This window comes from Pseudomonas sp. YuFO20, from assembly GCF_035064975.1.
GTDB lineage: Bacteria > Pseudomonadota > Gammaproteobacteria > Pseudomonadales > Pseudomonadaceae > Aquipseudomonas > Aquipseudomonas putida_AE.
Genome location: NZ_JAXDEO010000018.1, coordinates 1 through 23,280, shown reverse-complemented (window position 1 = coordinate 23,280; position 23,280 = coordinate 1). Strand labels below are relative to the sequence as shown.

The window sequence follows — 23,280 nt, the reverse complement described above, 5'->3', positions numbered from 1 at the left end:
GCGTGGAATTGTACCCAAGCACTGGCCGGGGCGCGATGTTGCTGGTAAGAAACGATCAATTTAGCTGGTGTAAATGTTGCCGTGCGCTACAAAAGCCTGCAAAAGCGGGTGTTGCTTGCCCGTATCGCGAACGTCGCTACGCGCTACAATGGCCGTTTTATCGATCATGAGGTGTGCGCTTTGACTGCTCCAGGTGCTTTGAATTCCGCTGCTGGCTCGCTTTATGTGGTGGCGACGCCCATCGGCAACCTGGACGATATCAGTGCCCGGGCGCTGAAAATATTGCGTGAGGTGGCCTTGATTGCCGCTGAAGACACCCGCCACTCCCAGCGCCTGATGCAGCATTTCGGCATTCCCACGCCCCTGGCTGCCTGTCATGAACACAACGAGCGCGATGAAGGTAGCCGCTTTATCACCCGCCTGCTCGCGGGTGACGATGTCGCGTTGATTTCCGATGCCGGTACGCCGCTGATCTCCGATCCGGGTTATCACCTGGTCCGCCAGGCGCGTGCGGCGGGCATCAATGTTGTGCCTGTGCCGGGGGCCTGTGCGTTGATTGCGGCCCTGTCGGCGGCGGGTTTGCCGTCGGACCGTTTCATCTTCGAAGGCTTCCTGCCGGCCAAGGCGGTGGGGCGACGCGCGCGTCTTGAACTCGTCAAGGAAGAGCCGCGTACGCTGATTTTCTACGAGGCGCCGCACCGTATCCTCGAATGCCTGCAGGACATGGAGCTGGTGTTCGGTGCCGAGCGCCCGGCGTTGCTGGCGCGGGAGCTGACCAAGACGTTCGAAACGCTCAAGGGCTTGCCGCTGGCCGAGTTGCGCGAGTTCGTCGAGTCGGACAGTAATCAACAGCGCGGCGAGTGCGTGGTGTTGGTGGCGGGTTGGACGGCCCCCGAGGAGGAGGGCGCGGTCAGCAGTGAAGCGATGCGTATCCTCGATCTGTTGCTCGAAGAAATGCCGCTCAAGCGTGCCGCGGCGTTGGCGGCGCAAATTACCGGCGAACGCAAGAATGTGCTGTATCAGATTGCGCTGGATAAACAGAAGGGCGAGTAAAACCCGACGCACCGGCGTGCGCAACGGCGCTTAACGCTTGTTCTTCGGGCGCTCTGCCGGTAACCTTCGCGGCGGAGAGTCGATCGGACAGTCGCTGCCCTCTATGAAAATTAGGGGGGGGAGGAAAGTCCGGGCTCCATAGGGCGAAGTGCCAGGTAATGCCTGGGAGGCGTGAGCCTACGGAAAGTGCCACAGAAAATAACCGCCTAAGCGCTTCGGCGCCGGTAAGGGTGAAAAGGTGCGGTAAGAGCGCACCGCACGTCTGGCAACAGTTCGTGGCTAGGTAAACCCCACTTGGAGCAAGACCAAATAGGGTCCCAAGGCGTGGCCCGCGCTGGGACCGGGTAGGTTGCTAAAGATGTCCAGTGATGGCCATCGTAGACGAATGACTGTTCAAGACAGAACCCGGCTTACAGATCGACTCTCCACCTTTTTTCTCCCCTCTGCTTAAATCATTGAGCAGGGGTCCGATGATGGCAATTTCCCTCCTTTCACATTCGTCCTCATTATCACTTTCGTAATATCAAAAAAATCTTACTCTTAATAAATCACTTTAACTTCTGAACGCAGCCTCCTGTGCTGATTCAAGTTGTTGGGCGGTTTCATCCGTCTGATTCTGATTGCTCCTCTCTTTATGCTCCTAAATCTCAGTTCTGTAAGGGTTTTCCTGTAATCCGCGCCTTGACGGTGTGGTGGGCGCATTCCTATAGTGTGCGCAAGTGGCGGAAAGTGGCGTAAAGTGGGTTTTCTGAACGTAAAACGCTAGAATTTGGAGAAACGCTGACGTGTTTCGCGGAGCCAACGCAATCAGTCTCGATGCAAAGGGCCGTCTCGCTATGCCGAGTCGGTACCGTGACGAGCTGGTTTCGCGTAGTTCCGGTCAGTTGATCGTCACCATTGATGCCGTTGATCCGTGTCTGTGTGTTTACCCCCTCGATGAGTGGGAAATTATTGAAACCAAACTGCGCGCACTGCCTTCGCTTCACGAAGCGAACCGCCGTCTGCAACGTTTACTGATTGGCAATGCCGTCGACCTCGAGCTCGATGGCAGTGGTCGTTTTCTGGTTCCACCGCGTCTTCGTGAATATGCCAAGTTGGATAAGCGCGCGATGCTGGTAGGCCAACTGAACAAGTTCCAATTGTGGGACGAAGATGCCTGGGATGCGGTTGCTGCCGCTGACCTGGCTGCTATTCAAGAACCGGGCGCGATGCCTGATAACCTGCGTGAATTGATCCTGTGACTATAGATAGCGGCTTTAACCACATCACCGTACTGCTTGACGAAGCCGTCGAGGCTCTCGCCGTACGTCCTGATGGCTGCTATCTGGACGGAACGTTCGGACGGGGCGGACACAGCCGGTTGATCCTCAGCCAGCTCGGTCCCGATGGTCGGTTGCTCGGGTTCGACAAAGACCCTCAAGCGATTGCCACCGGGCAGACGCTAGCGGCCGAAGACGGCCGCTTTGTCGTTGTACAGCGCAGCTTTGCCGAGCTGGGTGCGGAAGTTGCCGCGCGCGGCATGAACGGCAAGGTCAGCGGCGTGCTGCTTGACCTGGGCGTCTCTTCGCCACAGCTGGACGACCCTGAGCGCGGTTTCAGCTTCCTCAACGATGGCCCGCTGGACATGCGCATGGACCCGTCCCGCGGGATCAGCGCTGCCGAATTCGTCAACACCGCGCCCGTGGAAGAAATCGCCCGGGTGTTCAAGGAATACGGCGAAGAGCGTTTTTCCGGGCGCATGGCCCGTGCCGTGGCCGAACGTCGCGATATCAAACCGTTCGAGCGCACCGCCGATCTGGCTGAAGTGCTGAAGGTCGCCAACCCTGCGTGGGAAAAGGGCAAGAACCCGGCTACCCGTGCATTCCAGGGGTTGCGCATTCACGTCAATAACGAACTGGGCGATCTGGAAGCCGGTCTCGAAGCCGCGCTGGAGAGCCTGGAAGTGGGCGGTCGCCTGGTGGTGATCAGCTTCCATTCGCTGGAAGATCGCATCGTCAAACTGTTCATGCGCAAGCTGGTCAAAGGCGAAGCCGACAACCTGCCACGCAACCTGCCGGTTCGGCACGTCGCTTTCGAACCGAAAATCAAAATCCATGGCAAAGCGCAGACGGCCTCCGACGCCGAGCTGAAGGCCAACCCACGCTCCCGTAGTGCTGTCATGCGCGTGGCGGAGAAGCTGCGGTGAGCAAGCTCTTCGCCAAGCCACTTCCCGGCGGAAGCTTTTTCATGCTGCTGTTGTTCGTGGGCGTGCTCGTGTCGGCCATTGGCGTGTCCTACAGCGCCCACTGGAACCGTCAGTTGCTGAACACGCTGTACGGCGAGTTGAGCGTGCGCGACAAGGCGCAGGCCGAATGGGGTCGCCTGATTCTTGAACAAAGCACCTGGACCGCCCACAGCCGTATCGAAGTGCTGGCCACCGAACAACTGAAAATGCGCATTCCCGGCGCCGCCGAAGTGCAGATGGTGGCGCCATGATGAAACTCGAAGGCGCTCTTTTTCCATGGCGTTTCCGCCTGGTACTGGGTCTGCTCGGCGTCATGGTGGCGGCGATCGCCTGGCGCATCATTGACCTGCAAGTGGTCGACCGTGCCTTTCTCAAAGGCCAGGGCGACGCGCGCAGCGTTCGGCATATTCCGATTCCGGCTCACCGAGGCCTGATCACCGATCGTAATGGCGAGCCCCTGGCCGTCAGCACCCCGGTCACCACCTTGTGGGCCAATGCCAAGGAAATGCAGCTGGCCAAGGAAAAGTGGCCGGCACTGGCTGCTGCGCTGGGGCAGGACCCCAAGGCACTGGCCGAGCGCCTTGAAGCACAAGCCAACAAGGAATTCATTTATCTGGTGCGCGGGCTGACGCCTGAGCAGGGCCAGGCCGTACTCGACCTGAAAGTGCCGGGTGTCTACGGCATCGAAGAGTTCCGCCGTTTCTACCCGGCCGGTGAGGTCACCGCCCATATGGTCGGCTTTACCGACATCGACGACCATGGTCGAGAAGGGGTCGAGCTCGCCTACGATGAATGGCTGGCCGGGGTCCCCGGCAAACGGCAAGTGATCAAGGACCGGCGCGGCCGGTTGATCAAGGATGTCCAGGTCACCAAAAACGCCAAGGCCGGAAAGCCCTTGGCGTTGTCCATTGACCTGCGCCTGCAATACCTGGCCAACCGCGAATTGCGCAACGCGATCATCGAGAACGGCGCCAAGGCCGGCAGCCTGGTGATCATGGACGTGAAGACCGGCGAAATCCTCGCCATGGTCAACCAGCCGACCTACAACCCGAACAACCGCCGCAACCTGCAGCCGGCAATGATGCGTAACCGCGCGATGATCGACGTGTTCGAACCGGGTTCGACCATGAAGGCGATCTCGATGAGCGCCGCCATCGAAACCGGACGCTGGAAGCCGAGCGACACCGTCGAGGTGTACCCGGGCTCCCTGCAGATCGGCAAGTACACCATCAAGGACGTCTCCAAGAGCGAAGGTCCGGTGCTTGACCTTGCCGGTATCCTGATCAATTCCAGTAACGTCGGCATGAGCAAGATCGCCTTCGATATCGGTGGTGAGACGATTTTCCGCCTGGCGCAGAAAGTCGGTCTCGGCCAGGATACCGGCCTCGGCTTCCCGGGCGAGCGTGTCGGCAACCTGCCGAACTACCGCGAATGGCGCAAGGCTGAAACCGCCACGCTGTCCTACGGCTACGGTGTTTCCGTGACGGCGATCCAGTTGGTCCACGCCTTCTCGGCCCTGGCCAACAACGGTCGCCTGGCGCCGCTGACACTGATCAAGACCGACAAGGCGCCGCAGACCACCCAGGTGTTGCCGGAAGCCGTCGCGAAAACCATGCAAGGCATGCTGCAGCAGGTGATCGAAGCGCCGCGCGGGGTATTCCGTGCGCAGGTGCCGGCTTATCACGTGGGCGGCAAGTCCGGTACTGCGCGTAAAACATCGGTCGGCACCAAAGGCTATGCAGAGAACTCCTACCGCTCGCTGTTCGCCGGTTTCGGCCCGATGAGCGATCCGCGCTACGCCATCGTGGTGGTGATCGACGAGCCGACCAAGGCCGGTTACTTCGGTGGCCTGGTGTCTGCGCCGGTGTTCAGCCGTGTGATGTCCGGCACCCTGCGCCTGATGAACGTTACCCCGGACAACCTGCCACCTACCCAACAAGCGAACGCAGCGCCGGTCGTTCCACTGAAAGCCAATGGAGGGCGCGGCTGATGTCTTTGAGCCTGAACAAAATTTTCCCCCACGCCGGCCACGATCTGTTGATCCGTGAGTTGGCGCTGGACAGTCGCAACGTACGCGCGGGTGACCTGTTCCTCGCGGTGCCGGGCGGCAAATTCGATGGCCGTGCGCACATTGCCGATGCGCTTGCGCGAGGCGCTGCGGCCGTGGCTTATGAAGTGGAAGGCGCTACCGTGCTGCCGATCACCGACGTGCCGCTGATTCCGGTCAAGGGCCTGGCAGCGCAGCTGTCGGACATCGCCGGGCGTTTTTATGGCGAGCCGAGCCATCACCTGAAACTGGTGGGCGTGACTGGCACCAACGGCAAGACCAGTGTGACCCAACTGGTGGCCCAGGCACTGGATCTGCTTGGTCAGCACTGCGGCATTGTCGGCACCCTCGGCAGCGGGTTTCATGGCGCGCTGGAAAGCGGCCTGCACACCACGCCAAACCCGATTGCAGTGCAAGCGACCTTGGGCGACCTGAAAAAGGCCGGTGCCAAGGCGGTTGCCATGGAAGTCTCGTCCCATGGCCTGGATCAGGGCCGGGTCACTGCGCTGGCATTCGATGTGGCCGTGATGACCAACCTGTCCCGCGACCATCTGGACTACCACGGCACCATGCAGGCCTATGGCGAAGCCAAGTCCAGGTTGTTCGCCTGGAATGACTTGAAGTGCCGCGTGGTCAACCTCGACGATGATTTCGGCCGGCAACTGGCTGCCGAAAAACGCGAGTCGCGTCTGATCACCTACAGCCTGCTCGACAGCAGCGCTTACCTGTATTGCCGCGAAGCGCAGTTCGATGATCACGGCGTGCGCGCCACGCTGGTTACGCCCCAGGGCGAACACCACCTGCGCAGCACGCTGCTGGGTCGTTTCAACCTGAGCAACGTGCTGGCCGCGGTCGGCGCCTTGCTCGGTCTGGACTATGCCCTGGACGAAATTCTCAAGGTGCTGCCCAAACTCGAAGGCCCGGCCGGGCGCATGCAACGCCTGGGCGGCGGTACCCAGCCGTTGGTGGTGGTCGATTACGCCCACACCCCGGACGCCCTGGAAAAAGTCCTGACGGCCCTGCGCCCTCACGTCAAAGGACGGCTGCTGTGCCTGTTCGGCTGTGGCGGCGACCGCGATCGCGGCAAGCGTCCGCTGATGGCCGAAGTGGTCGAGCGTCTGGCCGATGGCGTACTGGTCACCGACGACAACCCGCGCACTGAAGATCCATCGGTGATTTTCGACGACATCCGTGCCGGCTTCACCGCTGTGGATAAAGTGACCTTCGTGGCTGGCCGTGGCCAGGCAATTGCCCAGTTGATCGCCGGTGCGTCGGCTGATGACGTGATTGTCCTGGCCGGTAAAGGTCACGAGGACTATCAGGAAATCAACGGCGAACGGCATGCCTTTTCCGATCTGGTCGAGGCCGATCATGCCTTGACCGCGTGGGAGGTGGCCCATGCTTAAAGCCTTGAAACTGAGCGAACTGACCGGCGCGCTGAATGCACGCTTGATCGCAGCAGATGCGAGCTTCGACGGCGTCAGCATCGACAGTCGCGCCATCAAGCCGGGCCAGTTGTTCATTGCCCTGGCCGGTCCGCGCTTCGATGGCCATGACTACCTCAATGAAGTCGCGGCCAAAGGTGCCGTGGCAGCCTTGGTCGAGCGTGAAGTCGCCGACAGCGCGCTGCCGCAATTGCTGGTGGCCGATACCCGCCAGGCCCTGGGCCAACTGGGCGCGCTCAATCGTGCGGCATTCACCCAGCCAGTCGCCGCCATCACCGGTTCCAGCGGCAAGACCACTGTCAAGGAAATGCTCGCGAGCATCCTGCGCACCCGTGGCCCTGTGCTGGCCACCCGCGGCAACCTGAACAACGACCTCGGCGCGCCGTTGACCCTGCTCGAACTGGCACCGGAACACACCGCCGCCGTCATCGAGCTCGGTGCTTCGCGCCTGGGTGAAATTGCCTACACCGTGGGCCTGACCAAACCCCATGTGGCCATTCTCAACAATGCCGGAACCGCCCATGTCGGCGAGTTCGGCGGGCCGGAAAAAATCGTCGAAGCCAAGGGCGAGATCATTGATGGGCTGGATGCCAATGGCGTCGCCGTGCTCAATCTCGACGACAAGGCGTTCGACATCTGGAAGACCCGCGCTGGCGAGCGCAAGGTGCTGACCTTCGCCCTGAGTAATGTCAGTGCCGATTTCTACGCCAGCGACCTGGCCACCGATGCCCGTGGCTGCCCGGCGTTCAACCTGCACAGTCCTGAAGGTGTGGAGCGCGTTCAACTGAACCTGCTCGGCACCCATAACGTCGCCAACGCCATGGCTGCCGCGGCTGCCGCCCATGCCCTGGGGGTGTCGCTGTTCGGCATCGCCACCGGCCTCGGCGCGGTGCAACCGGTCAAGGGTCGTACCGTTGCGCAACTGGCCAGCAATGGCATGCGCGTCATTGATGACACTTACAACGCAAACCCCACCTCCATGTGCGCCGCCGTTGATATACTGGCCGGCTTTTCCGGTCGTACCGTTCTGGTGCTCGGGGATATCGGCGAGTTGGGCGACTGGGCGCAGCAGGGGCACCGCGACGTGGGCGAGTACGCCCGTGGCAAGGTTTCTGCGCTGTACGCCGTCGGGCCGATGATGGTTCACGCCGTCGACGCTTTCGGTCCACAAGCCTTTCACTTCAGCACGCAGGCTGAACTGATCAAGGCCCTGGGGGCCGAGCAGGATACAAACACCACCATTTTGATCAAGGGCTCGCGCAGCGCTGCGATGGAAAACATCGTTGCCGCTTTGTGCGGGACCAGTCTGGAGAAACATTAATGCTGCTGCTGCTAGCGGAGTATCTGCAACAGTTCTACAAAGGCTTCGCGGTCTTCCAGTACCTGACCCTGCGCGGGATTCTCGGTGTGCTGACCGCGCTGGTCTTGTCGCTGTGCTATGGCCCGTGGATGATCCGCACCCTGCAGAACCGTCAGATCGGCCAGTCCGTCCGTAACGACGGCCCGCAATCGCACCTGTCCAAATCCGGCACCCCGACCATGGGCGGTGCGCTGATTCTGTCTTCGATCGGTGTCAGCACCCTGCTGTGGGCTGACCTGACCAACCGTTATGTCTGGGTCGTCCTGTTGGTGACCCTGTTGTTCGGTGCCATCGGCTGGGTCGATGACTACCGCAAGGTGATCGAGAAGAACTCCCGCGGCTTGCCGAGTCGCTGGAAGTACTTCTGGCAGTCGGTGTTCGGCCTGGGCGCTGCGATCTTCCTTTATATGACCGCCGCGACGCCGGTGGAAACCACCCTGATCCTGCCGATGCTCAAGGATCACAGCATTGCGCTGGGCGCAGGCTTCATCGTCCTGACCTATTTCGTGATCGTCGGTTCGAGCAACGCGGTCAACCTGACCGACGGCCTCGACGGCCTGGCGATCATGCCGACCGTGATGGTCGGTGGTGGCCTGGGGATCTTCTGCTACCTGTCGGGTAACGTGAAATTCGCCGAATACCTGCTGATCCCTTATGTACCGGGCGCGGGTGAGCTGATCGTGTTCTGCGGCGCGCTGATCGGTGCCGGCCTGGGCTTCCTTTGGTTCAACACGTATCCCGCACAAGTCTTCATGGGCGACGTCGGCGCGCTGGCGCTGGGCGCGGCCCTGGGCACCATCGCCGTGATCGTCCGTCAGGAAATCGTCCTGTTCATCATGGGCGGCGTGTTCGTGATGGAAACCCTGTCAGTCGTCATTCAGGTTGCGTCCTTTAAGCTGACCGGTCGCCGTGTGTTCCGCATGGCACCGATTCACCACCACTTTGAACTCAAGGGCTGGCCCGAGCCACGCGTGATTGTCCGTTTCTGGATCATCACCGTGATTCTCGTGCTGATCGGTCTTGCCACCCTGAAACTGAGGTAGAAACCCGTGTCCCTGATCGCGTCTGACCACTTCCGCATCGTTGTCGGCCTCGGCAAGAGCGGCATGTCCCTGGTTCGCTTCCTGGCGAACCGGGGCGTGGCGTTTGCGGTGGCCGATACGCGGGAAAACCCGCCGGAACTGGCCACGCTCAAGCGTGACTACCCGCAGGTGGAAGTGCGTTGCGGCGAGCTGGACGTCGAGTTCCTGTGCCGTGCCGACGAGCTCTACGTGAGCCCCGGCCTGGCACTGGCGACCCCGGCCCTGCAGGCCGCTGCTGCCCGTGGCGTGAAATTGTCCGGCGACATCGAGCTGTTCGCGCGTAACGCGAAGGCGCCGATCGTGGCCATCAGCGGTTCCAACGCGAAGAGCACCGTGACCACACTGGTCGGCGAGATGGCGGCGGCGGCGGGCAAACGTGTCGCTGTAGGCGGCAACCTCGGTACGCCGGCGCTGGACCTGCTCAGCGACGACGTCGAGCTGTACGTGATGGAGTTGTCGAGTTTCCAGCTGGAAACCACCGATCAGCTCAACGCCGAAGTAGCGACCGTGCTCAATATCAGCGAAGACCACATGGACCGCTACAGCGGCCTGCCGGCCTATCACCTGGCCAAGCACCGGATCTTCCGTGGGGCCAAACAGTTCGTGGTCAACCGTCAGGATGCCCTGAGCCGGCCGTTGATGGGCGAGGGCCAGCCGTGCTGGACCTTTGGCCTGACCAAACCGGATTTCAAGGCCTTCGGTATCCGCGAAGAAGGCGGCGAGAAGTACCTGGCCTTCGAATTCCAGAACCTGATGCCGGTGCGCGAATTGAAAGTTCGCGGCGCCCATAACCAATCCAACGCCCTGGCGGCATTGGCACTCGGTCACGCCGTCGGCTTGCCGTTCGACGCAATGCTCTCGGCGCTGCGCACCTTCGCCGGGCTCGAGCATCGTTGCCAATGGGTCCGCGACCTGGATGGCGTGGGTTACTACAACGACTCCAAAGCCACCAACGTCGGCGCCGCGCTGGCAGCCATCGAAGGCCTGGGTGCGGACATCGACGGCAAGATCGTGCTGATCGCCGGCGGCGACGGCAAGGGTGCCGAGTTCAAGGACCTGCGTGATCCGGTGGCGGCCAACTGCCGTGCCGTGGTCCTCATGGGTCGCGACTCCGACAAGATCGGCCAGGCCATCGGCGATGCCGTTCCGCTGATTCGTGCAGGCTCCCTGCTCGAAGCCGTCGAGCAATGCCGCGCCGCTGCCCAGCCGGGCGACGTGGTGCTGCTGTCGCCGGCGTGCGCCAGTTTCGACATGTTCAAGCACTACGAAGACCGTGGTCACCAGTTCGTCCAAGCCGTGGAGGAACTGGCATGAGTCTTCGGGGCATCATCAAACCGTACCCATCGCCGCTCATCACCGGGCGCGGCATCGACCTCGACTTCCCGATGCTCGTCGGTTGCCTGACGTTGCTCGGCCTGGGGCTGGTGATGATTGCATCGGCCTCCACCGAAGTGGCTGCGGTGCAGTCGGGCAGCGCCCTGTACTACATGATTCGCCACCTGATCTACGTGGTGCTGGGCCTTGCTGCCTGCATCGTCACCATGATGATCCCGATCGCCACCTGGCAACGCCTGGGCTGGTTGATGCTGCTGGGGGCATTCGGTTTGCTGGTGATGGTGATCATTCCCGGGATCGGCCGTGAAGTGAACGGTTCGATGCGCTGGATCGGCTTCAGCTTTTTCAACGTCCAGCCTTCCGAGATCGCCAAGGTGTTCGTGGTGATCTACCTCGCCGGTTATCTGGTGCGTCGCCAGAAAGAAGTGCGTGAAAGCTGGATGGGTTTCTTCAAGCCGTTCATCGTGCTGCTGCCGATGGCGGGCCTGTTGCTGATGGAGCCGGACTTTGGTGCCACCGTGGTGATGATGGGTGCGGCGGCGGCGATGCTGTTCCTCGGCGGGGTCGGGCTGTTCCGGTTTTCCCTGATGGTGGTCCTGGCGGTCGGGGCGGTGGTGTTGCTGATTCAGATGCAGCCGTATCGAATGGCGCGTCTGACCAACTTTGCCGATCCGTGGGCCGACCAGTTCGGTGCCGGCTACCAGCTGTCCCAGGCATTGATCGCTTTCGGCCGCGGCGAATGGCTGGGCGTTGGCCTGGGCAACAGCGTGCAGAAGCAGTTCTACCTGCCGGAAGCCCACACTGACTTCGTGTTCTCGGTCCTGGCCGAAGAGCTGGGTGCCGTGGGTTCCCTGTGCACGGTGGCGCTGTTCGTCTTCGTTTGTATTCGTGGCATGTACATCGGCTTGTGGGCCGAGAAGGCCAAGCAGTTTTTCGCCGCCTATGTCGCCTACGGCCTGTCGTTCCTGTGGATCGGTCAGTTCCTGATCAACATTGGTGTGAACGTCGGCCTGCTGCCGACCAAGGGCCTGACGCTGCCGTTCCTCAGCTATGGCGGCAGTTCGTTGGTGATCTGCTGTGCCTGTCTCGGCTTGTTGCTGCGCATCGAGTGGGAGAGTCGAACCCACCTGGGCAGCGAAGAGATGGAGTTCCATGAGAGCGACTTCGCCGAGGAGCCGAACCATGGGCGCTAACGTATTGATCATGGCCGGCGGCACCGGGGGCCACGTGTTCCCGGCACTGGCCTGTGCCCGCGAATTCCAGGCCCGCGGTTACACCGTGCACTGGCTCGGGACGCCACGCGGTATCGAGAACGAATTGGTTCCGATGGCCGGTATCGAACTGCACCGGATCAACGCCAGCGGTTTGCGTGGCAAGGGCAAGCTGTCGCTGCTCAAGGCGCCGTTCATGTTGCTCAAATCGGTCTGGCAGGCGCGGGCGATCATTCGTCGTTTGCAGCCGGCTTGCGTGGTGGGCTTTGGCGGTTATGTGACCGGCCCTGGTGGTGTCGCAGCCAAACTGGCCGGTGTGCCGGTGATCGTTCACGAACAGAACGCCGTGGCGGGTACCGCCAATCGGTTGCTGGTGCCGTTGGCCGCCCGAGTCTGTGAAGCGTTCCCCGACACCTTTACCCTGTCGAGCAGCCGACGGACCACCGGTAACCCGGTGCGCACCGAGCTGTTCCTCGAAACACCGCGCCCGGCCCTGGCCGGTCGCAAGGCGCGTTTGCTGATCCTGGGCGGAAGCCTGGGCGCAGAACCGTTGAACAAGCTGCTGCCTGAAGCCCTGTCGCAAGTCGCCGTCGACCTGCGCCCGGAAGTGTTCCATCAGGCCGGTAAAAACCATGATGAAGTGACTGCGCAGCGCTACTTCGCGGCTGGCGTCGAGGCGCAAGTGCAGCCGTTCATCAAAGACATGGCCCAAGCCTATGGCTGGGCCGACCTGGTGGTATGTCGCGCAGGTGCGCTGACCATCAGTGAACTGGCCGCCGCCGGTCTGCCCTCGATGCTGGTGCCGTTGCCCCACGCGATCGACGATCACCAGACCCGCAACGCCGATTATTTGGCCCGTGAAGGCGCTGCCTTCCTGATGCCGCAAAGAACGACCGGTGCAGCGGATCTTGCCGCGCGCCTGACAGAGGTCCTGATGCAACCACAACGACTCAACGATATGGCCACTGCGGCCCGCCGCCTGGCCAAACCCGATGCCACCCGTAACGTGGTCGATACCTGCCTGGAGGTGGCCCATGGTTGAGAATCAGAAAGCCATGCCGCAACCGGAAATGCGCCGCATCCGGCGCATCCACTTCGTCGGGATCGGCGGCGTGGGCATGTGCGGGATTGCCGAAGTGTTGCTGAACCTGGGCTATGAAGTGTCCGGTTCCGACCTGAAGGCTTCGCCGGTCACCGAGCGCCTGGAATCGTTCGGTGCGCAGATTTTCATCGGTCACCGCGCCGAGAACGCTGCCGCCGCCGATGTGCTGGTGGTGTCGAGTGCCGTGAACGTTTCCAACCCGGAAGTCGCCACCGCGCTGGAGCGTCGTATTCCAGTAGTGCCGCGTGCAGAAATGCTGGCTGAGCTGATGCGCTACCGCCACGGCATCGCCGTCGCCGGTACCCACGGCAAAACCACCACCACCAGCCTGATCGCCTCGGTGTTCGCCGCCGGTGGCCTGGACCCGACGTTCGTCATCGGTGGCCGCCTGAATGCCGCGGGCACCAATGCCCAGCTCGGCACCAGCCGCTACCTGATCGCCGAAGCCGACGAAAGCGACGCCAGCTTCCTGCACCTGCAGCCACTGGTGGCCGTGGTCACCAATATCGACGCCGACCACATGGCGACCTACGACGGTGACTTCAACAAACTGAAGAAAACCTTCGTCGAGTTCCTCCACAACCTGCCGTTCTATGGTTTGGCGGTGGTGTGCCTGGACGATCCCGTGGTGCGTGAAATCCTGCCGCTGGTCAAGCGTCCGACCGTCACCTACGGCTTCGGCGAAGACTGCGACGTGCGCGCCATCAATGTGCGCCAGCAAGGCATGCAGACCTTCTTCACCGTGCTGCGCCCCGACCGCGAGCCGCTGGATGTTTCGGTGAACATGCCGGGCAACCACAACGTACTGAACTCGCTGGCGACCATCTGCATCGCCACCGACGAAGGCGTCAGCGATGAAGCCATCGTCCAGGGCCTGTCCGGGTTCCAGGGGGTTGGCCGACGCTTCCAGGTCTACGGCGAACTGCCGGTGGACGGCGGCAATGTGATGCTGGTGGACGACTACGGTCACCACCCGACCGAAGTCGCGGCTGTGATCAAGGCCGTGCGCGGTGGCTGGCCGGAGCGCCGACTGGTGATGGTTTACCAGCCGCACCGTTACAGCCGTACCCGCGACCTGTACGACGATTTCGTCAATGTACTGGCCGACGCCAACGTCCTGCTGCTGATGGAAGTCTACCCGGCCGGTGAAGAGCCGATTCCGGGCGCCGACAGCCGCAAGCTGTGCAACAGCATCCGCCAGCGCGGCCAGCTCGACCCGATCTACATCGAGCGCGGAGTCGACCTCGCGCCGCTGGTCAAGCCGCTGCTGCGTGCCGGCGACATCCTGCTGTGCCAGGGCGCCGGTGATATCGGCGGTCTTGCACCGAAACTGTTGAAAAGTGAGTTGTTCGCCGGTGCCGTTGCTGCGCCGGAGAAGGGGAAGTTGAAATGACTGCTGCCTACGCCAACCTCGTCAGCACCGTCGCGCCGAAAGACTTCGGCCGCGTCGCCGTGCTGTTCGGCGGCAAGAGTGCCGAACGCGAAGTGTCGTTGAAGTCGGGCAATGCCGTTCTGGATGCGCTGCAAAGCGCAGGCGTGGACGCGTTTGGCCTCGACGTCGGCGATGACCTGCTGCAGCGTCTGCTCAACGAAAAGATCGACCGCGCCTTCATCATCCTCCACGGCCGTGGCGGTGAAGACGGCAGCATGCAGGGCCTGCTCGAGTGCCTGGGGATTCCCTACACCGGCAGCGGCATCCTCGCCTCGGCACTGGCCATGGACAAGCTGCGTACCAAGCAGGTCTGGCACAGCCTGGGCATTCCGACGCCACGTCACGCAGTGCTGAGCAGCGAAGCCGATTGTATTTCGGCGGCGACGGAACTGGGCTTCCCTTTGATCGTCAAACCGGCCCATGAAGGTTCGAGTATCGGGATGGCCAAAGTGAGTTCCGCGTCTGAGTTGATCGACGCCTGGAAAGCGGCCAGTACCTACGATTCGCAAGTGTTGGTCGAGCAATGGATTCACGGTCCGGAGTTCACCATCGCCATCCTGCGTGACCAGGTGTTGCCGCCAATCGCCCTGGGCACGACGCACAGTTTCTACGACTACGACGCCAAGTACATCGCCAACGATACCCAGTACCGCATTCCGTGCGGCCTGGACAGCGCCAAGGAAAAGGAACTCATGGACCTCACGGCGAAAGCCTGTGAAGCGCTGGGTATCGCCGGTTGGGGCAGGGCGGACGTGATGCAGGACGCCGAAGGGCAGTTCTGGTTCCTGGAAGTCAACACGGCACCGGGCATGACCGATCACAGCCTGGTGCCGATGGCGGCCCGTGCTGCCGGCCTGGATTTCCAGCAATTGGTTCTGGCCATTCTGGCCGCCAGCATTCCCGCTGCCGGCACCGAAGAGCCGCGAGGTTAAGACCATGCAAGGCGCACAGTTGAGACATCAGCCACCCGCACCCGGCCGCAAGCCGGTGCCGCGGGGTGCCAGCCGAATGGTGGCCAAAGAGCCGATGTCCGCGCGCCTGCCGAAAGCCAACTTCGGTGTTCTCAAAGCCTTGTTCTGGCCGGTGCTGCTGGTCGCGTTGGGGTTCGGTACCTACGAAGGCGCGCAGCGTTTGTTGCCGTACGCCGACCGACCGATCACCAAAATCGCGGTGCAGGGCGACCTGAGCTACATCAGCCAGCAAGCGGTGCAGCAGAGAATCGCCCCGTTCGTGGCGTCGAGCTTCTTCACCATCGACCTGGCGGGCATGCGCACCGAGCTTGAAACCATGCCATGGATTGCCCATGCCGAAGTGCGCAGGGTGTGGCCGGACCAGGTGGTGATTCGCCTGGAAGAACAATTGCCGGTGGCCCGTTGGGGCGACGAATCGCTATTGAACAACCAGGGGCAGGCGTTTACCCCGCGCGAGCTGGCCAATTACGAACACTTGCCGCAGTTGTTCGGTCCGCAGCGGGCCCAGCAGCAAGTGATGCAGCAATACCAGGTACTGAGCCAGCTGCTCAGGCCATTGGGCTTCTCGATTGCGCGCCTGGAGTTGCGCGAACGAGGCAGCTGGTTCCTGACGACCGGCCCTGGCAGTGCCGGGCCCGGGATCGAACTGCTGCTGGGACGCGGCAACCTGGTAGAGAAGATGCGCCGTTTCATTGCCATCTATGACAAGACGCTCAAAGAACAGATTACGAACATTGCGCGCATCGATCTGCGCTACGCCAACGGCCTCGCTGTTGGCTGGCGGGAACCAGTAGCGCCTACGACAGCCCAACCCGCTGTCGCGAAGAATTAAGAGAGGCAGGACCATGGCAAACGTGCAAAGCGGCAAAATGATCGTCGGTCTCGATATCGGCACCTCCAAGGTGGTGGCGCTGGTCGGCGAGGTCGCGGACGACGGCACGCTGGAAATCGTCGGGATCGGCACCCACCCGTCCCGTGGCCTGAAGAAGGGCGTGGTGGTGAACATCGAGTCCACCGTGCAGTCGATCCAGCGCGCCATCGAAGAAGCGCAGCTGATGGCCGGCTGCCGCATCCACTCGGCATTTGTCGGCGTGGCCGGCAACCACATCCGCAGCCTGAACTCCCACGGCATCGTGGCGATTCGAGATCGCGAAGTCAGCTCGGCCGACCTCGAGCGTGTGCTCGACGCCGCCCAGGCCGTGGCGATCCCGGCTGACCAGCGGGTGCTGCACACCTTGCCGCAGGATTACGTGATCGATAACCAGGAAGGCGTCCGCGAACCATTGGGCATGTCCGGTGTACGCCTGGAAGCCAAGGTCCACGTGGTCACCTGCGCCGTCAACGCCGCACAGAACATTGAAAAATGCGTGCGTCGCTGCGGCCTGGAAATCGACGACATCATCCTCGAGCAACTGGCGTCCGCGTACTCGGTGCTGACCGACGACGAGAAAGAACTGGGCGTGTGCCTGGTGGACATCGGTGGCGGCACCACCGACATCGCGATCTTTACCGAAGGCGCGATCCGTCACACCGCGGTGATCCCGATCGCGGGCGACCAGGTGACCAACGACATCGCCATGGCGTTGCGCACCCCGACCCAGTACGCCGAAGAAATCAAGATCCGCTACGCGTGTGCCCTGGCCAAACTGGCCGGCGCCGGTGAAACCATCAAGGTGCCAAGTGTTGGCGACCGTCCGCCGCGCGAGCTGTCCCGCCAGGCCCTGGCCGAAGTGGTCGAGCCGCGTTACGACGAGCTGTTCACGCTGATCCAGGCCGAGCTGCGTCGCAGTGGCTACGAAGACCTGATTCCGGCCGGCATCGTGCTGACCGGCGGTACGGCGAAGATGGAAGGCGCCACCGAGCTGGCCGAGGAAATCTTCCACATGCCGGTGCGCCTGGGCGTGCCTCACGGCGTGAAAGGCCTGGATGACGTGGTGCGCAACCCGATTTATTCCACGGGCGTTGGCCTGTTGATGTACGGCTTGCAGAAGCAATCCGACGGCATCTCGTTCTCGGGTATCGGCAGCCGCGACAGCTTCAGCAACGAAGAACCCAAAGGCGCCTTGCTCGATCGCATCAAGAGCTGGGTCCAGGGCAATTTCTAAGATTTACCGCAACACCGCAACACCGTTGTAGATACAGGCAGTAGGCGAAAAAACTAGAGAACGTAAAGGAGAGGGAAAATGTTCGAACTCGTAGACAACATCCCCGCAAGCCCGGTGATTAAAGTTATCGGTGTTGGCGGTGGCGGCGGCAACGCCGTGAATCACATGGTCAAGAGCAACATTGAAGGCGTTGAGTTCATCTGCGCCAACACTGATGCCCAGGCGCTCAAGAGCATTGGCGCGCGGACCATCCTGCAACTGGGTACCGGCGTGACCAAAGGTCTGGGCGCTGGCGCCAACCCTGAAGTAGGTCGTCAGGCCGCTCTCGAAGATCGTGAGCGCATTGCCGAAGTCCTGCAGGGCACCAACATGGTGTTCATCACCACGGGCATGGGCGGTGGTACCGGTACCGGTGCTGCGCCGATCATTGCCGAAGTGGCCAAGGAAATGGGGATCCTCACCGTTGCGGTGGTGACTCGTCCGTTCCCGTTCGAAGGTCGCAAGCGCATGCAGATCGCCGATGAAGGCATCCGCCTGCTGTCGGAAAGCGTCGACTCGTTGATCACCATTCCCAACGAGAAGCTGCTGACCATCCTCGGCAAGGACGCAAGCCTCTTGTCGGCTTTCGCCAAGGCTGACGATGTTCTGGCCGGTGCCGTTCGCGGTATCTCCGACATCATCAAGCGTCCGGGCATGATCAACGTCGACTTTGCCGACGTACGTACCGTGATGAGCGAAATGGGCATGGCGATGATGGGCACTGGCTGCGCCAGCGGTCCGAACCGTGCACGCGAGGCCACCGAAGCGGCCATTCGCAACCCGTTGCTCGAAGACGTGAACCTGCAAGGTGCACGCGGCATCCTGGTGAACATCACCGCCGGTCCTGACCTGTCCCTGGGTGAGTACTCCGACGTGGGTAGCATCATCGAAGCCTTCGCTTCCGAGCACGCCATGGTCAAGGTCGGTACCGTTATCGATCCGGACATGCGCGACGAGCTGCACGTGACTGTCGTTGCGACCGGTTTGGGCGCTAAAATCGAGAAGCCGGTGAAGATCATCGACAATACCGTGCACACGTCGATGGCTTCCCAGCCGCAACAACAGGCCCCTGTTCGTCAGGAAGCTCCAGCGGTGAACTACCGTGACCTGGACCGTCCGACCGTCATGCGCAACCAGGCCCAGGCCGGTGCTGCGACTGCCGCGAAGATGAATCCGCAAGATGATCTGGACTACCTGGACATCCCGGCCTTCCTGCGTCGTCAGGCCGATTGATGAAATGTATCAGGGCTATGAAGTTGATTGGTGTTCAGCAAAGGCGTGGTCTGCTATCATCGCCAGCCTTTGTTGATACCAGTTCGCAATTTGCGCTGAAGCGGCCCAAGCCATGATTAAACAACGCACACTGAAAAATATTATCCGTGCCACAGGTGTAGGTCTGCACTCCGGGGAGAAGGTATACCTGACCCTCAAGCCTGCGCCGATCGACACCGGCATTGTGTTTTGTCGTGCCGACCTCGATCCTGTGGTGCAGATCCCTGCACGCGCGGAAAACGTTGGCGAAACCACCATGTCGACCACGCTGGTCAACGGTGACGTCAAAGTGGACACGGTGGAGCACTTGCTCTCGGCCATGGCTGGCCTGGGCATCGATAACGCCTACGTCGAGCTCTCCGCGTCCGAAGTGCCAATCATGGATGGTAGCGCTGGACCTTTCGTATTCCTGATTCAGTCGGCTGGCCTGGAAGAACAGGACGCCGCGAAGAAGTTCATCCGCATCCTGCGCGAAGTGACTGTGGAAGACGGCGACAAGCGCGCCACTTTCGTCCCTTTCGAAGGTTTCAAGGTGAGCTTCGAGATCGATTTTGATCACCCGGTTTTCCGTGACCGCACACAAAGTGCAAGCGTGGATTTTTCCAGCACTTCGTTCGTAAAAGAAGTCAGCCGCGCCCGTACCTTTGGTTTCATGAGTGACATCGAGTACCTGCGCAAGCACAACCTCGCACTCGGCGGCAGCGTTGAAAACGCCATTGTGGTCGACGCTGATGGTGTACTGAACGAAGACGGCCTTCGCTATGAAGACGAGTTCGTGAAGCACAAGATCCTCGATGCAATTGGTGACCTCTACCTGCTGGGCAATAGCCTGATTGGCGAGTTCAAGGGCTTCAAGTCCGGCCACGCACTGAACAACCAGCTGCTGCGCAAGTTGATTGAGCAGACAGATGCCTGGGAAGTCGTGACGTTCGAAGATGCCAGCACCGCACCGATCTCTTACATGCGCCCTGTTGCGGCCGTGTAAGTAAAAAACCTCTCTAGTTTTTTAAGGGCTGCCTTCGGGCGGCCTTTTTTTATGTCTGTCGATCTTGCTCGCCGCTCGCTACAACGCCACCACCCGATTGCGTCCCGTCTCCTTGGCCTGGTACAGCGCCTTGTCCGCGGCAAACATCAGCACCTCCAGGTTGATGTCGCTGCAGGCGTTCCAGGTACTGATGCCAATGCTCACGGTCATCGGCGAGTCAGCGCCATCGATCAATGGAAGCTTCTCGACAGCCTCTCGAATATGCTCGGCGATCAGTTGCGCGCCCGCCATGTCGGTTTCCGCCAGGACCACCGAAAACTCCTCGCCACCGTAGCGCGCGACCAGGTCGGTCGGCCGCCGCACGTGGCTGCGCAACACCTGGGCCACCGTGCGCAAGGCCTCGTCACCGGCTTGATGGCCATGGCGGTCGTTGAAGGCCTTGAAGTGATCGGCGTCGATCATCAGTAACGACAATGGCTTGCCGGAACGTTGGGCGCGAAACCATTCATGGCGCAACGTCTGGTCCAGCGTCCGGCGATTGGCCAGGCCGGTCAGCGCGTCGGTGGCGGCCAGTTGCGCCAGTTCCAGTTCGGCATGGTGGCGCAGGCGCAGTTCGCGGCAGAGCAGCCAGGTGAGCCACAGCAGGCACGCACACAGGGCAGTGGTCGCCAGGCTGACCACCAACGCCGTGCGTTGCCACGAATCGAACACTTCTGCGCCCGACAGCGCCACGATGACAATCAGCGGCAGATTGCCCACCTGGGAAAAAGTGTAGAGCCGCTGGTCTTGATAACGACTGGAGACACTGCTGAAGCTGCCGTTGCCTTCCTTGACGATGCGCTGGAAGTTGGGACGGCTACTGAAGTCGGTGCCGGTCAGGTCTTCGCCCAGGCGAGGGACCTGGGCCAGCAGGATTCCATCCTTGTTGATCAGGCTGATCGAGCTGTCGGGACCGATGTTCAGGCTGTTGAAAAGCTGTTCGAAGTAGCTCAGGCGCATGGCCGCCTCGGCGACGCCAAGGAACTCGCCTTGAGCGCCACTGATCCGGCGACTGAAGCTGATGCGCCATTCGTTGTTGGCCATCCGGGAGCGAAAAGGCCGGCTGATGAACATGCCCGGGTCGCTGTTGTTCACGTGGGACTGAAAGTACTCGCGGTCGGCAAAGTTGCCTGCCCTGGGTTCTCGTGAAGCCGAGTCGGCGAGCACGTTACCCTCCCGATCGAGCAACAGAATGTCACCCTTGTAGGGGGCCGCGGTGGCGCGATCGAACAAGGCCAGATGACGGATCTGCGGGGAAACCTGCATGAGGTCTTCACGTCGGGAGGCTGCGATCAAGCCCAGCAGGGACACGTCGTAGAGCTCGACGTTGCGCAGGACGTCGGCTTCGATCAATTGCACGATGTTGGAGGCGGAGCGGCTGGCTGACAGTTCGGCATTGGCGCGTTCACGCACCAGCAGAAACGCGACGATGCTCAGGATCGCAAGCACCAGCAACACGCTGCCGAGAATCACCAGCCGCTCGGATTGCCTGGATCGGGTTGTTGGGTGAGTGGTCGCGCGCTCGCTCATGGTTCTGGCTTCTGCTGTCTAGACGTCGGGGACATTCTTTGACAAGAATCGGGCAGCGTCCCGGACACCCGGATAAAAAAAAGGCCAGCAAAACCTGCCGGCCTTTTTGTTTATAGAAGCTTAGAAGACATTGAGCGGGTAGTCGAAAATCACCCGGTACTCGTCGGTGTCCTGGTCCAGTGCCCCATAGCCGTTGCCGCCGCGGTTGGTTGCCCATTGCAGGCGCAGTGCCAGGTTCCTGGCCTGGCCGGCCTGGACCACATACCTGAGTTCGATGTCGCGCTCCCAGTGCCTGGCATTTTTGCCATCGGCGCTGTACCACGCGCTATAGCCAGGGCTATCCGGATCGACCTTGGTCAGGTCCAGTTCGCCCCGTGACCAGGACAGCGCCGAGGTCAGTCCCGGCAGGCCGAGTCCGACAAAGTCATAGGCATACTTGAGTTTCCATGAGCGTTCGTTCGGGCCGTTGAAGTCCGAGTATTGCTGGGAGTTGTCGAGAAAGACGCTGTCGCCCTGGCTGATGTAGTCGAACGGCGTATTGCCGTTGACCCGCTGGTAAGCGGCAGTGACGCTGTGATTGCCGACGCCCACAGTGAAATGCAGGCTGTAGGTGTTGTTATCGATGTGGCCGAGCAGCGCATCGCCGGTGTCTTGCGTGTGATAGAAGTGCAGGCCCGGGTTGAGGCTGACAACCTCGTTGAGCGCATAGGTGTAATCGAGGTCGTAGTAGTACTGGTTCCAGATGTCCTTGAGCTCGGCGGCATACAGGCTGCTGGTCAGGCCTGGAAAACCGCTCCAGGCCACGCCGGCCCAATTGAGATGCTGGCTCTCGTCACCCTCCGGCAGGCTGCCATAGGAAGTGCCGATGCGGATGTGGCCGCTTTGGTTATAGGGTTTGGTGAAGCTCGCCTGACCCCCTTCAATCAGCCAGCCATCAAGGCTGTGGTTGCTCAGGCTGACGCCGCGAAAGGTCTGGGGCAGCATGCGGGTTTCACCACCGGCAATCACCGGGTTGGTGAGGAACAGGTCGCCGGCCTTCAATTCGGTATCGAAGGCGCGCATTTTCAAGGTGCCGCCTGCGGTGGAAAACGAGTGCGGTGCTTTGCCGTTGCCATCGCCGACCGGGAGGATGCTCGAATTGTCCGTGCCGCCGCCACCGTCGAGCTTGAGCCCGAGCATGGCATGGGCATCGATGCCGAACCCGACCGTGCCTTCGGTGAAGCCCGACTCGAAGATGCCGAGAAAACCCTGGCCCCATTCAATGTTGTCGTCTGCCTGCTGCAGGCGGTTGCGGTTCATGTAGTAGTTGCGTGCGTTGAGTGTGAGGCTGGCGTCTTCGGTGAAACCTTGGGCAGCATCGGCAGCGTGAGTATTTGTGGCCATCGTTGCAGCGACTGCAACGAACAGCGCAGGGGAACTGAGTGGGAAACGCACGGGGGGTAAAGCTCCTGGGTCAGCGGGGGAACATCAGTGTTCTTGCAGTTGCAGCGGTTTTTTTTGGAGCGGGGAGGACGCAGCGGGTTGTAAAACCACAACGAAAAAAAGCCGCTGATGGCAGCGGCTTTGAAGACAACTTTTCATTGGGAAGAGCCGATGGAAAGTGTCGAGGGAAACTGGAGCGATGCGCGCAAATCAGCTGTCTTTTTCAGCCTGCTTGGCCTGAATGCTCGACGCTTGTGGGGCTTGGGTGGCCTCCTGGGCTTTGGCGGTCATCTCGATCTGGTGCTCTTCGTAAGCGGCGGCTCGGGCGGCATTTTGCGCGACGAAGGCCTGCGACTCTTCGGCCATGGCGAACGGAGACAGGAACAGAGAAGACAGAACGAAAGCGCTGGCAATACCCATACTGTTGGACATCTTTTAAACCTTCTTGCTTGGCAAGTGCTGTTTGGTGCGGGCAAAGATAAGGGGCTTGGGAGAAAGGAAAAAGAGCGGATTCATGAAAGGACTGTTACGCAAAGAGCAAAGATCGCTCGTGGCTGTACCCGATTCACTGTAGGAGCCGGCTTGCTGGCGATGGCGATCCCACCGACGCCATCGCCAGCAAGCCG

The 23,280-nt window shown here is 61.3% G+C and carries 20 protein-coding genes, 1 other RNA gene and 1 pseudogene; 18 read left to right on the top strand and 4 right to left on the bottom strand.

Annotated features, from left to right (window positions below; all coding sequences use genetic code 11):
* The first annotated feature begins 180 nt into the window (after positions 1–180).
* The 18 genes from rsmI to lpxC all read left to right on the top strand — a co-directional run bounded on the left by rsmI (position 181) and on the right by lpxC (position 19,663).
* The gene (gene rsmI / locus SOP85_RS12060) at positions 181–1,053 is read left to right on the top strand and encodes a 16S rRNA (cytidine(1402)-2'-O)-methyltransferase (protein WP_274643041.1); all 873 of its coding nucleotides are present in this window, start codon (positions 181–183) and stop codon (positions 1,051–1,053) included.
* Positions 1,054–1,128: 75 nt separating this feature from the next.
* Positions 1,129–1,482, top strand: an RNA gene (gene rnpB, locus SOP85_RS12055) — RNase P RNA component class A.
* 356 nt (positions 1,483–1,838) lie between these two features.
* The gene (gene mraZ, locus SOP85_RS12050) at positions 1,839–2,294 is read left to right on the top strand and encodes a division/cell wall cluster transcriptional repressor MraZ (RefSeq protein WP_274074204.1); all 456 of its coding nucleotides are present in this window, start codon (positions 1,839–1,841) and stop codon (positions 2,292–2,294) included.
* Positions 2,291–3,238, top strand: coding sequence for a 16S rRNA (cytosine(1402)-N(4))-methyltransferase RsmH (rsmH, locus tag SOP85_RS12045; protein WP_046819006.1), 948 nt, complete (start codon positions 2,291–2,293; stop codon positions 3,236–3,238). Before mraZ ends, rsmH begins: the two co-directional genes overlap by 4 nt.
* Positions 3,235–3,528, top strand: a complete 294-nt coding sequence (gene ftsL / locus SOP85_RS12040) for a cell division protein FtsL (RefSeq protein ID WP_032834661.1) — start codon at positions 3,235–3,237, stop codon at positions 3,526–3,528. Before rsmH ends, ftsL begins: the two co-directional genes overlap by 4 nt.
* The gene (locus SOP85_RS12035; RefSeq protein WP_178134366.1) at positions 3,528–5,267 is read left to right on the top strand and encodes a peptidoglycan D,D-transpeptidase FtsI family protein; all 1,740 of its coding nucleotides are present in this window, start codon (positions 3,528–3,530) and stop codon (positions 5,265–5,267) included. The genes ftsL and SOP85_RS12035 overlap by 1 nt, the downstream gene beginning before the upstream one ends.
* Entirely contained in the window at positions 5,267–6,730 is a 1,464-nt protein-coding gene (locus SOP85_RS12030; protein ID WP_274074205.1) for a UDP-N-acetylmuramoyl-L-alanyl-D-glutamate--2,6-diaminopimelate ligase, read from the top strand. The genes SOP85_RS12035 and SOP85_RS12030 overlap by 1 nt, the downstream gene beginning before the upstream one ends.
* On the top strand, positions 6,723–8,090 hold the full coding sequence (locus SOP85_RS12025; protein WP_274074206.1) for a UDP-N-acetylmuramoyl-tripeptide--D-alanyl-D-alanine ligase: 1,368 nt from the start codon (positions 6,723–6,725) through the stop codon (positions 8,088–8,090). The genes SOP85_RS12030 and SOP85_RS12025 overlap by 8 nt, the downstream gene beginning before the upstream one ends.
* Positions 8,090–9,172, top strand: a complete 1,083-nt coding sequence (gene mraY / locus SOP85_RS12020) for a phospho-N-acetylmuramoyl-pentapeptide-transferase (RefSeq protein WP_008060275.1) — start codon at positions 8,090–8,092, stop codon at positions 9,170–9,172. Before SOP85_RS12025 ends, mraY begins: the two co-directional genes overlap by 1 nt.
* Before the next feature lie 6 nt (positions 9,173–9,178).
* A complete protein-coding gene (murD, locus tag SOP85_RS12015) occupies positions 9,179–10,525 on the top strand; it encodes a UDP-N-acetylmuramoyl-L-alanine--D-glutamate ligase (protein WP_323627053.1) in 1,347 nt (448 codons plus the stop codon).
* Entirely contained in the window at positions 10,522–11,739 is a 1,218-nt protein-coding gene (gene ftsW / locus SOP85_RS12010) for a putative lipid II flippase FtsW (protein WP_274074208.1), read from the top strand. The genes murD and ftsW overlap by 4 nt, the downstream gene beginning before the upstream one ends.
* Positions 11,729–12,799 (top strand): undecaprenyldiphospho-muramoylpentapeptide beta-N-acetylglucosaminyltransferase, encoded by a 1,071-nt coding sequence (gene murG, locus SOP85_RS12005; protein WP_274074209.1) that lies wholly within the window; start codon positions 11,729–11,731, stop codon positions 12,797–12,799. The genes ftsW and murG overlap by 11 nt, the downstream gene beginning before the upstream one ends.
* Positions 12,792–14,252, top strand: a complete 1,461-nt coding sequence (gene murC, locus SOP85_RS12000; protein ID WP_323627052.1) for a UDP-N-acetylmuramate--L-alanine ligase — start codon at positions 12,792–12,794, stop codon at positions 14,250–14,252. Before murG ends, murC begins: the two co-directional genes overlap by 8 nt.
* Positions 14,249–15,223 (top strand): D-alanine--D-alanine ligase, encoded by a 975-nt coding sequence (locus SOP85_RS11995; protein WP_323627051.1) that lies wholly within the window; start codon positions 14,249–14,251, stop codon positions 15,221–15,223. The genes murC and SOP85_RS11995 overlap by 4 nt, the downstream gene beginning before the upstream one ends.
* 4 nt (positions 15,224–15,227) lie before the next feature.
* On the top strand, positions 15,228–16,094 hold the full coding sequence (locus SOP85_RS11990) for a cell division protein FtsQ/DivIB (protein WP_323606942.1): 867 nt from the start codon (positions 15,228–15,230) through the stop codon (positions 16,092–16,094).
* A gap of 13 nt (positions 16,095–16,107) precedes the next feature.
* Positions 16,108–17,367, top strand: a complete 1,260-nt coding sequence (gene ftsA / locus SOP85_RS11985) for a cell division protein FtsA (protein ID WP_008060298.1) — start codon at positions 16,108–16,110, stop codon at positions 17,365–17,367.
* A 78-nt stretch (positions 17,368–17,445) separates the two neighbouring features.
* Positions 17,446–18,639: a cell division protein FtsZ gene (ftsZ, locus tag SOP85_RS11980; protein ID WP_046819017.1), complete on the top strand. Its 1,194-nt coding sequence runs from the start codon at positions 17,446–17,448 to the stop codon at positions 18,637–18,639.
* 112 nt (positions 18,640–18,751) lie between these two features.
* Positions 18,752–19,663: a UDP-3-O-acyl-N-acetylglucosamine deacetylase gene (lpxC, locus tag SOP85_RS11975; RefSeq protein WP_008060300.1), complete on the top strand. Its 912-nt coding sequence runs from the start codon at positions 18,752–18,754 to the stop codon at positions 19,661–19,663.
* 78 nt (positions 19,664–19,741) lie between these two features.
* Here lpxC and SOP85_RS11970 read toward each other — a convergent pair whose 3' ends face one another.
* The 4 genes and pseudogenes from SOP85_RS11970 to SOP85_RS11955 all read right to left on the bottom strand — a co-directional run.
* Positions 19,742–21,232 carry a GGDEF domain-containing protein gene (locus SOP85_RS11970; RefSeq protein WP_323627049.1) on the bottom strand — a complete coding sequence of 497 codons (1,491 nt, stop codon included), beginning with the start codon at positions 21,230–21,232 and terminating at the stop codon, positions 19,742–19,744.
* 120 nt (positions 21,233–21,352) lie between these two features.
* Positions 21,353–22,615: an OprD family porin gene (locus tag SOP85_RS11965; RefSeq protein ID WP_442967904.1), complete on the bottom strand. Its 1,263-nt coding sequence runs from the start codon at positions 22,613–22,615 to the stop codon at positions 21,353–21,355.
* Between the two features lie 249 nt (positions 22,616–22,864).
* Entirely contained in the window at positions 22,865–23,086 is a 222-nt protein-coding gene (locus tag SOP85_RS11960; RefSeq protein ID WP_323627047.1) for a hypothetical protein, read from the bottom strand.
* 3 nt (positions 23,087–23,089) lie between these two features.
* A pseudogene (locus tag SOP85_RS11955) lies at positions 23,090–23,280 on the bottom strand (hypothetical protein); the annotation flags it as partial.

Bases quoted from the DNA above. Each gene is read 5' to 3' on its own strand.
- SOP85_RS12030 (WP_274074205.1), top strand. From the start codon at position 5,267: ATGTCTTTGAGCCTGAACAAAATTTTCCCCCACGCCGGCCACGATCTG.
- mraY (WP_008060275.1), top strand. From the start codon at position 8,090: ATGCTGCTGCTGCTAGCGGAGTATCTGCAACAGTTCTACAAAGGCTTC.
- SOP85_RS12025 (WP_274074206.1), top strand. From the start codon at position 6,723: ATGCTTAAAGCCTTGAAACTGAGCGAACTGACCGGCGCGCTGAATGCA.
- murC (WP_323627052.1), top strand. From the start codon at position 12,792: ATGGTTGAGAATCAGAAAGCCATGCCGCAACCGGAAATGCGCCGCATC.
- SOP85_RS11990 (WP_323606942.1), top strand. From the start codon at position 15,228: ATGCAAGGCGCACAGTTGAGACATCAGCCACCCGCACCCGGCCGCAAG.
- SOP85_RS11965 (WP_442967904.1), bottom strand. From the start codon at position 22,615: ATGGCCACAAATACTCACGCTGCCGATGCTGCCCAAGGTTTCACCGAA.
- SOP85_RS11960 (WP_323627047.1), bottom strand. From the start codon at position 23,086: ATGTCCAACAGTATGGGTATTGCCAGCGCTTTCGTTCTGTCTTCTCTG.
- SOP85_RS11970 (WP_323627049.1), bottom strand. From the start codon at position 21,232: ATGAGCGAGCGCGCGACCACTCACCCAACAACCCGATCCAGGCAATCC.
- SOP85_RS12035 (WP_178134366.1), top strand. From the start codon at position 3,528: ATGAAACTCGAAGGCGCTCTTTTTCCATGGCGTTTCCGCCTGGTACTG.
- ftsA (WP_008060298.1), top strand. From the start codon at position 16,108: ATGGCAAACGTGCAAAGCGGCAAAATGATCGTCGGTCTCGATATCGGC.
- ftsZ (WP_046819017.1), top strand. From the start codon at position 17,446: ATGTTCGAACTCGTAGACAACATCCCCGCAAGCCCGGTGATTAAAGTT.
- lpxC (WP_008060300.1), top strand. From the start codon at position 18,752: ATGATTAAACAACGCACACTGAAAAATATTATCCGTGCCACAGGTGTA.
- SOP85_RS11995 (WP_323627051.1), top strand. From the start codon at position 14,249: ATGACTGCTGCCTACGCCAACCTCGTCAGCACCGTCGCGCCGAAAGAC.
- ftsW (WP_274074208.1), top strand. From the start codon at position 10,522: ATGAGTCTTCGGGGCATCATCAAACCGTACCCATCGCCGCTCATCACC.
- murG (WP_274074209.1), top strand. From the start codon at position 11,729: ATGGGCGCTAACGTATTGATCATGGCCGGCGGCACCGGGGGCCACGTG.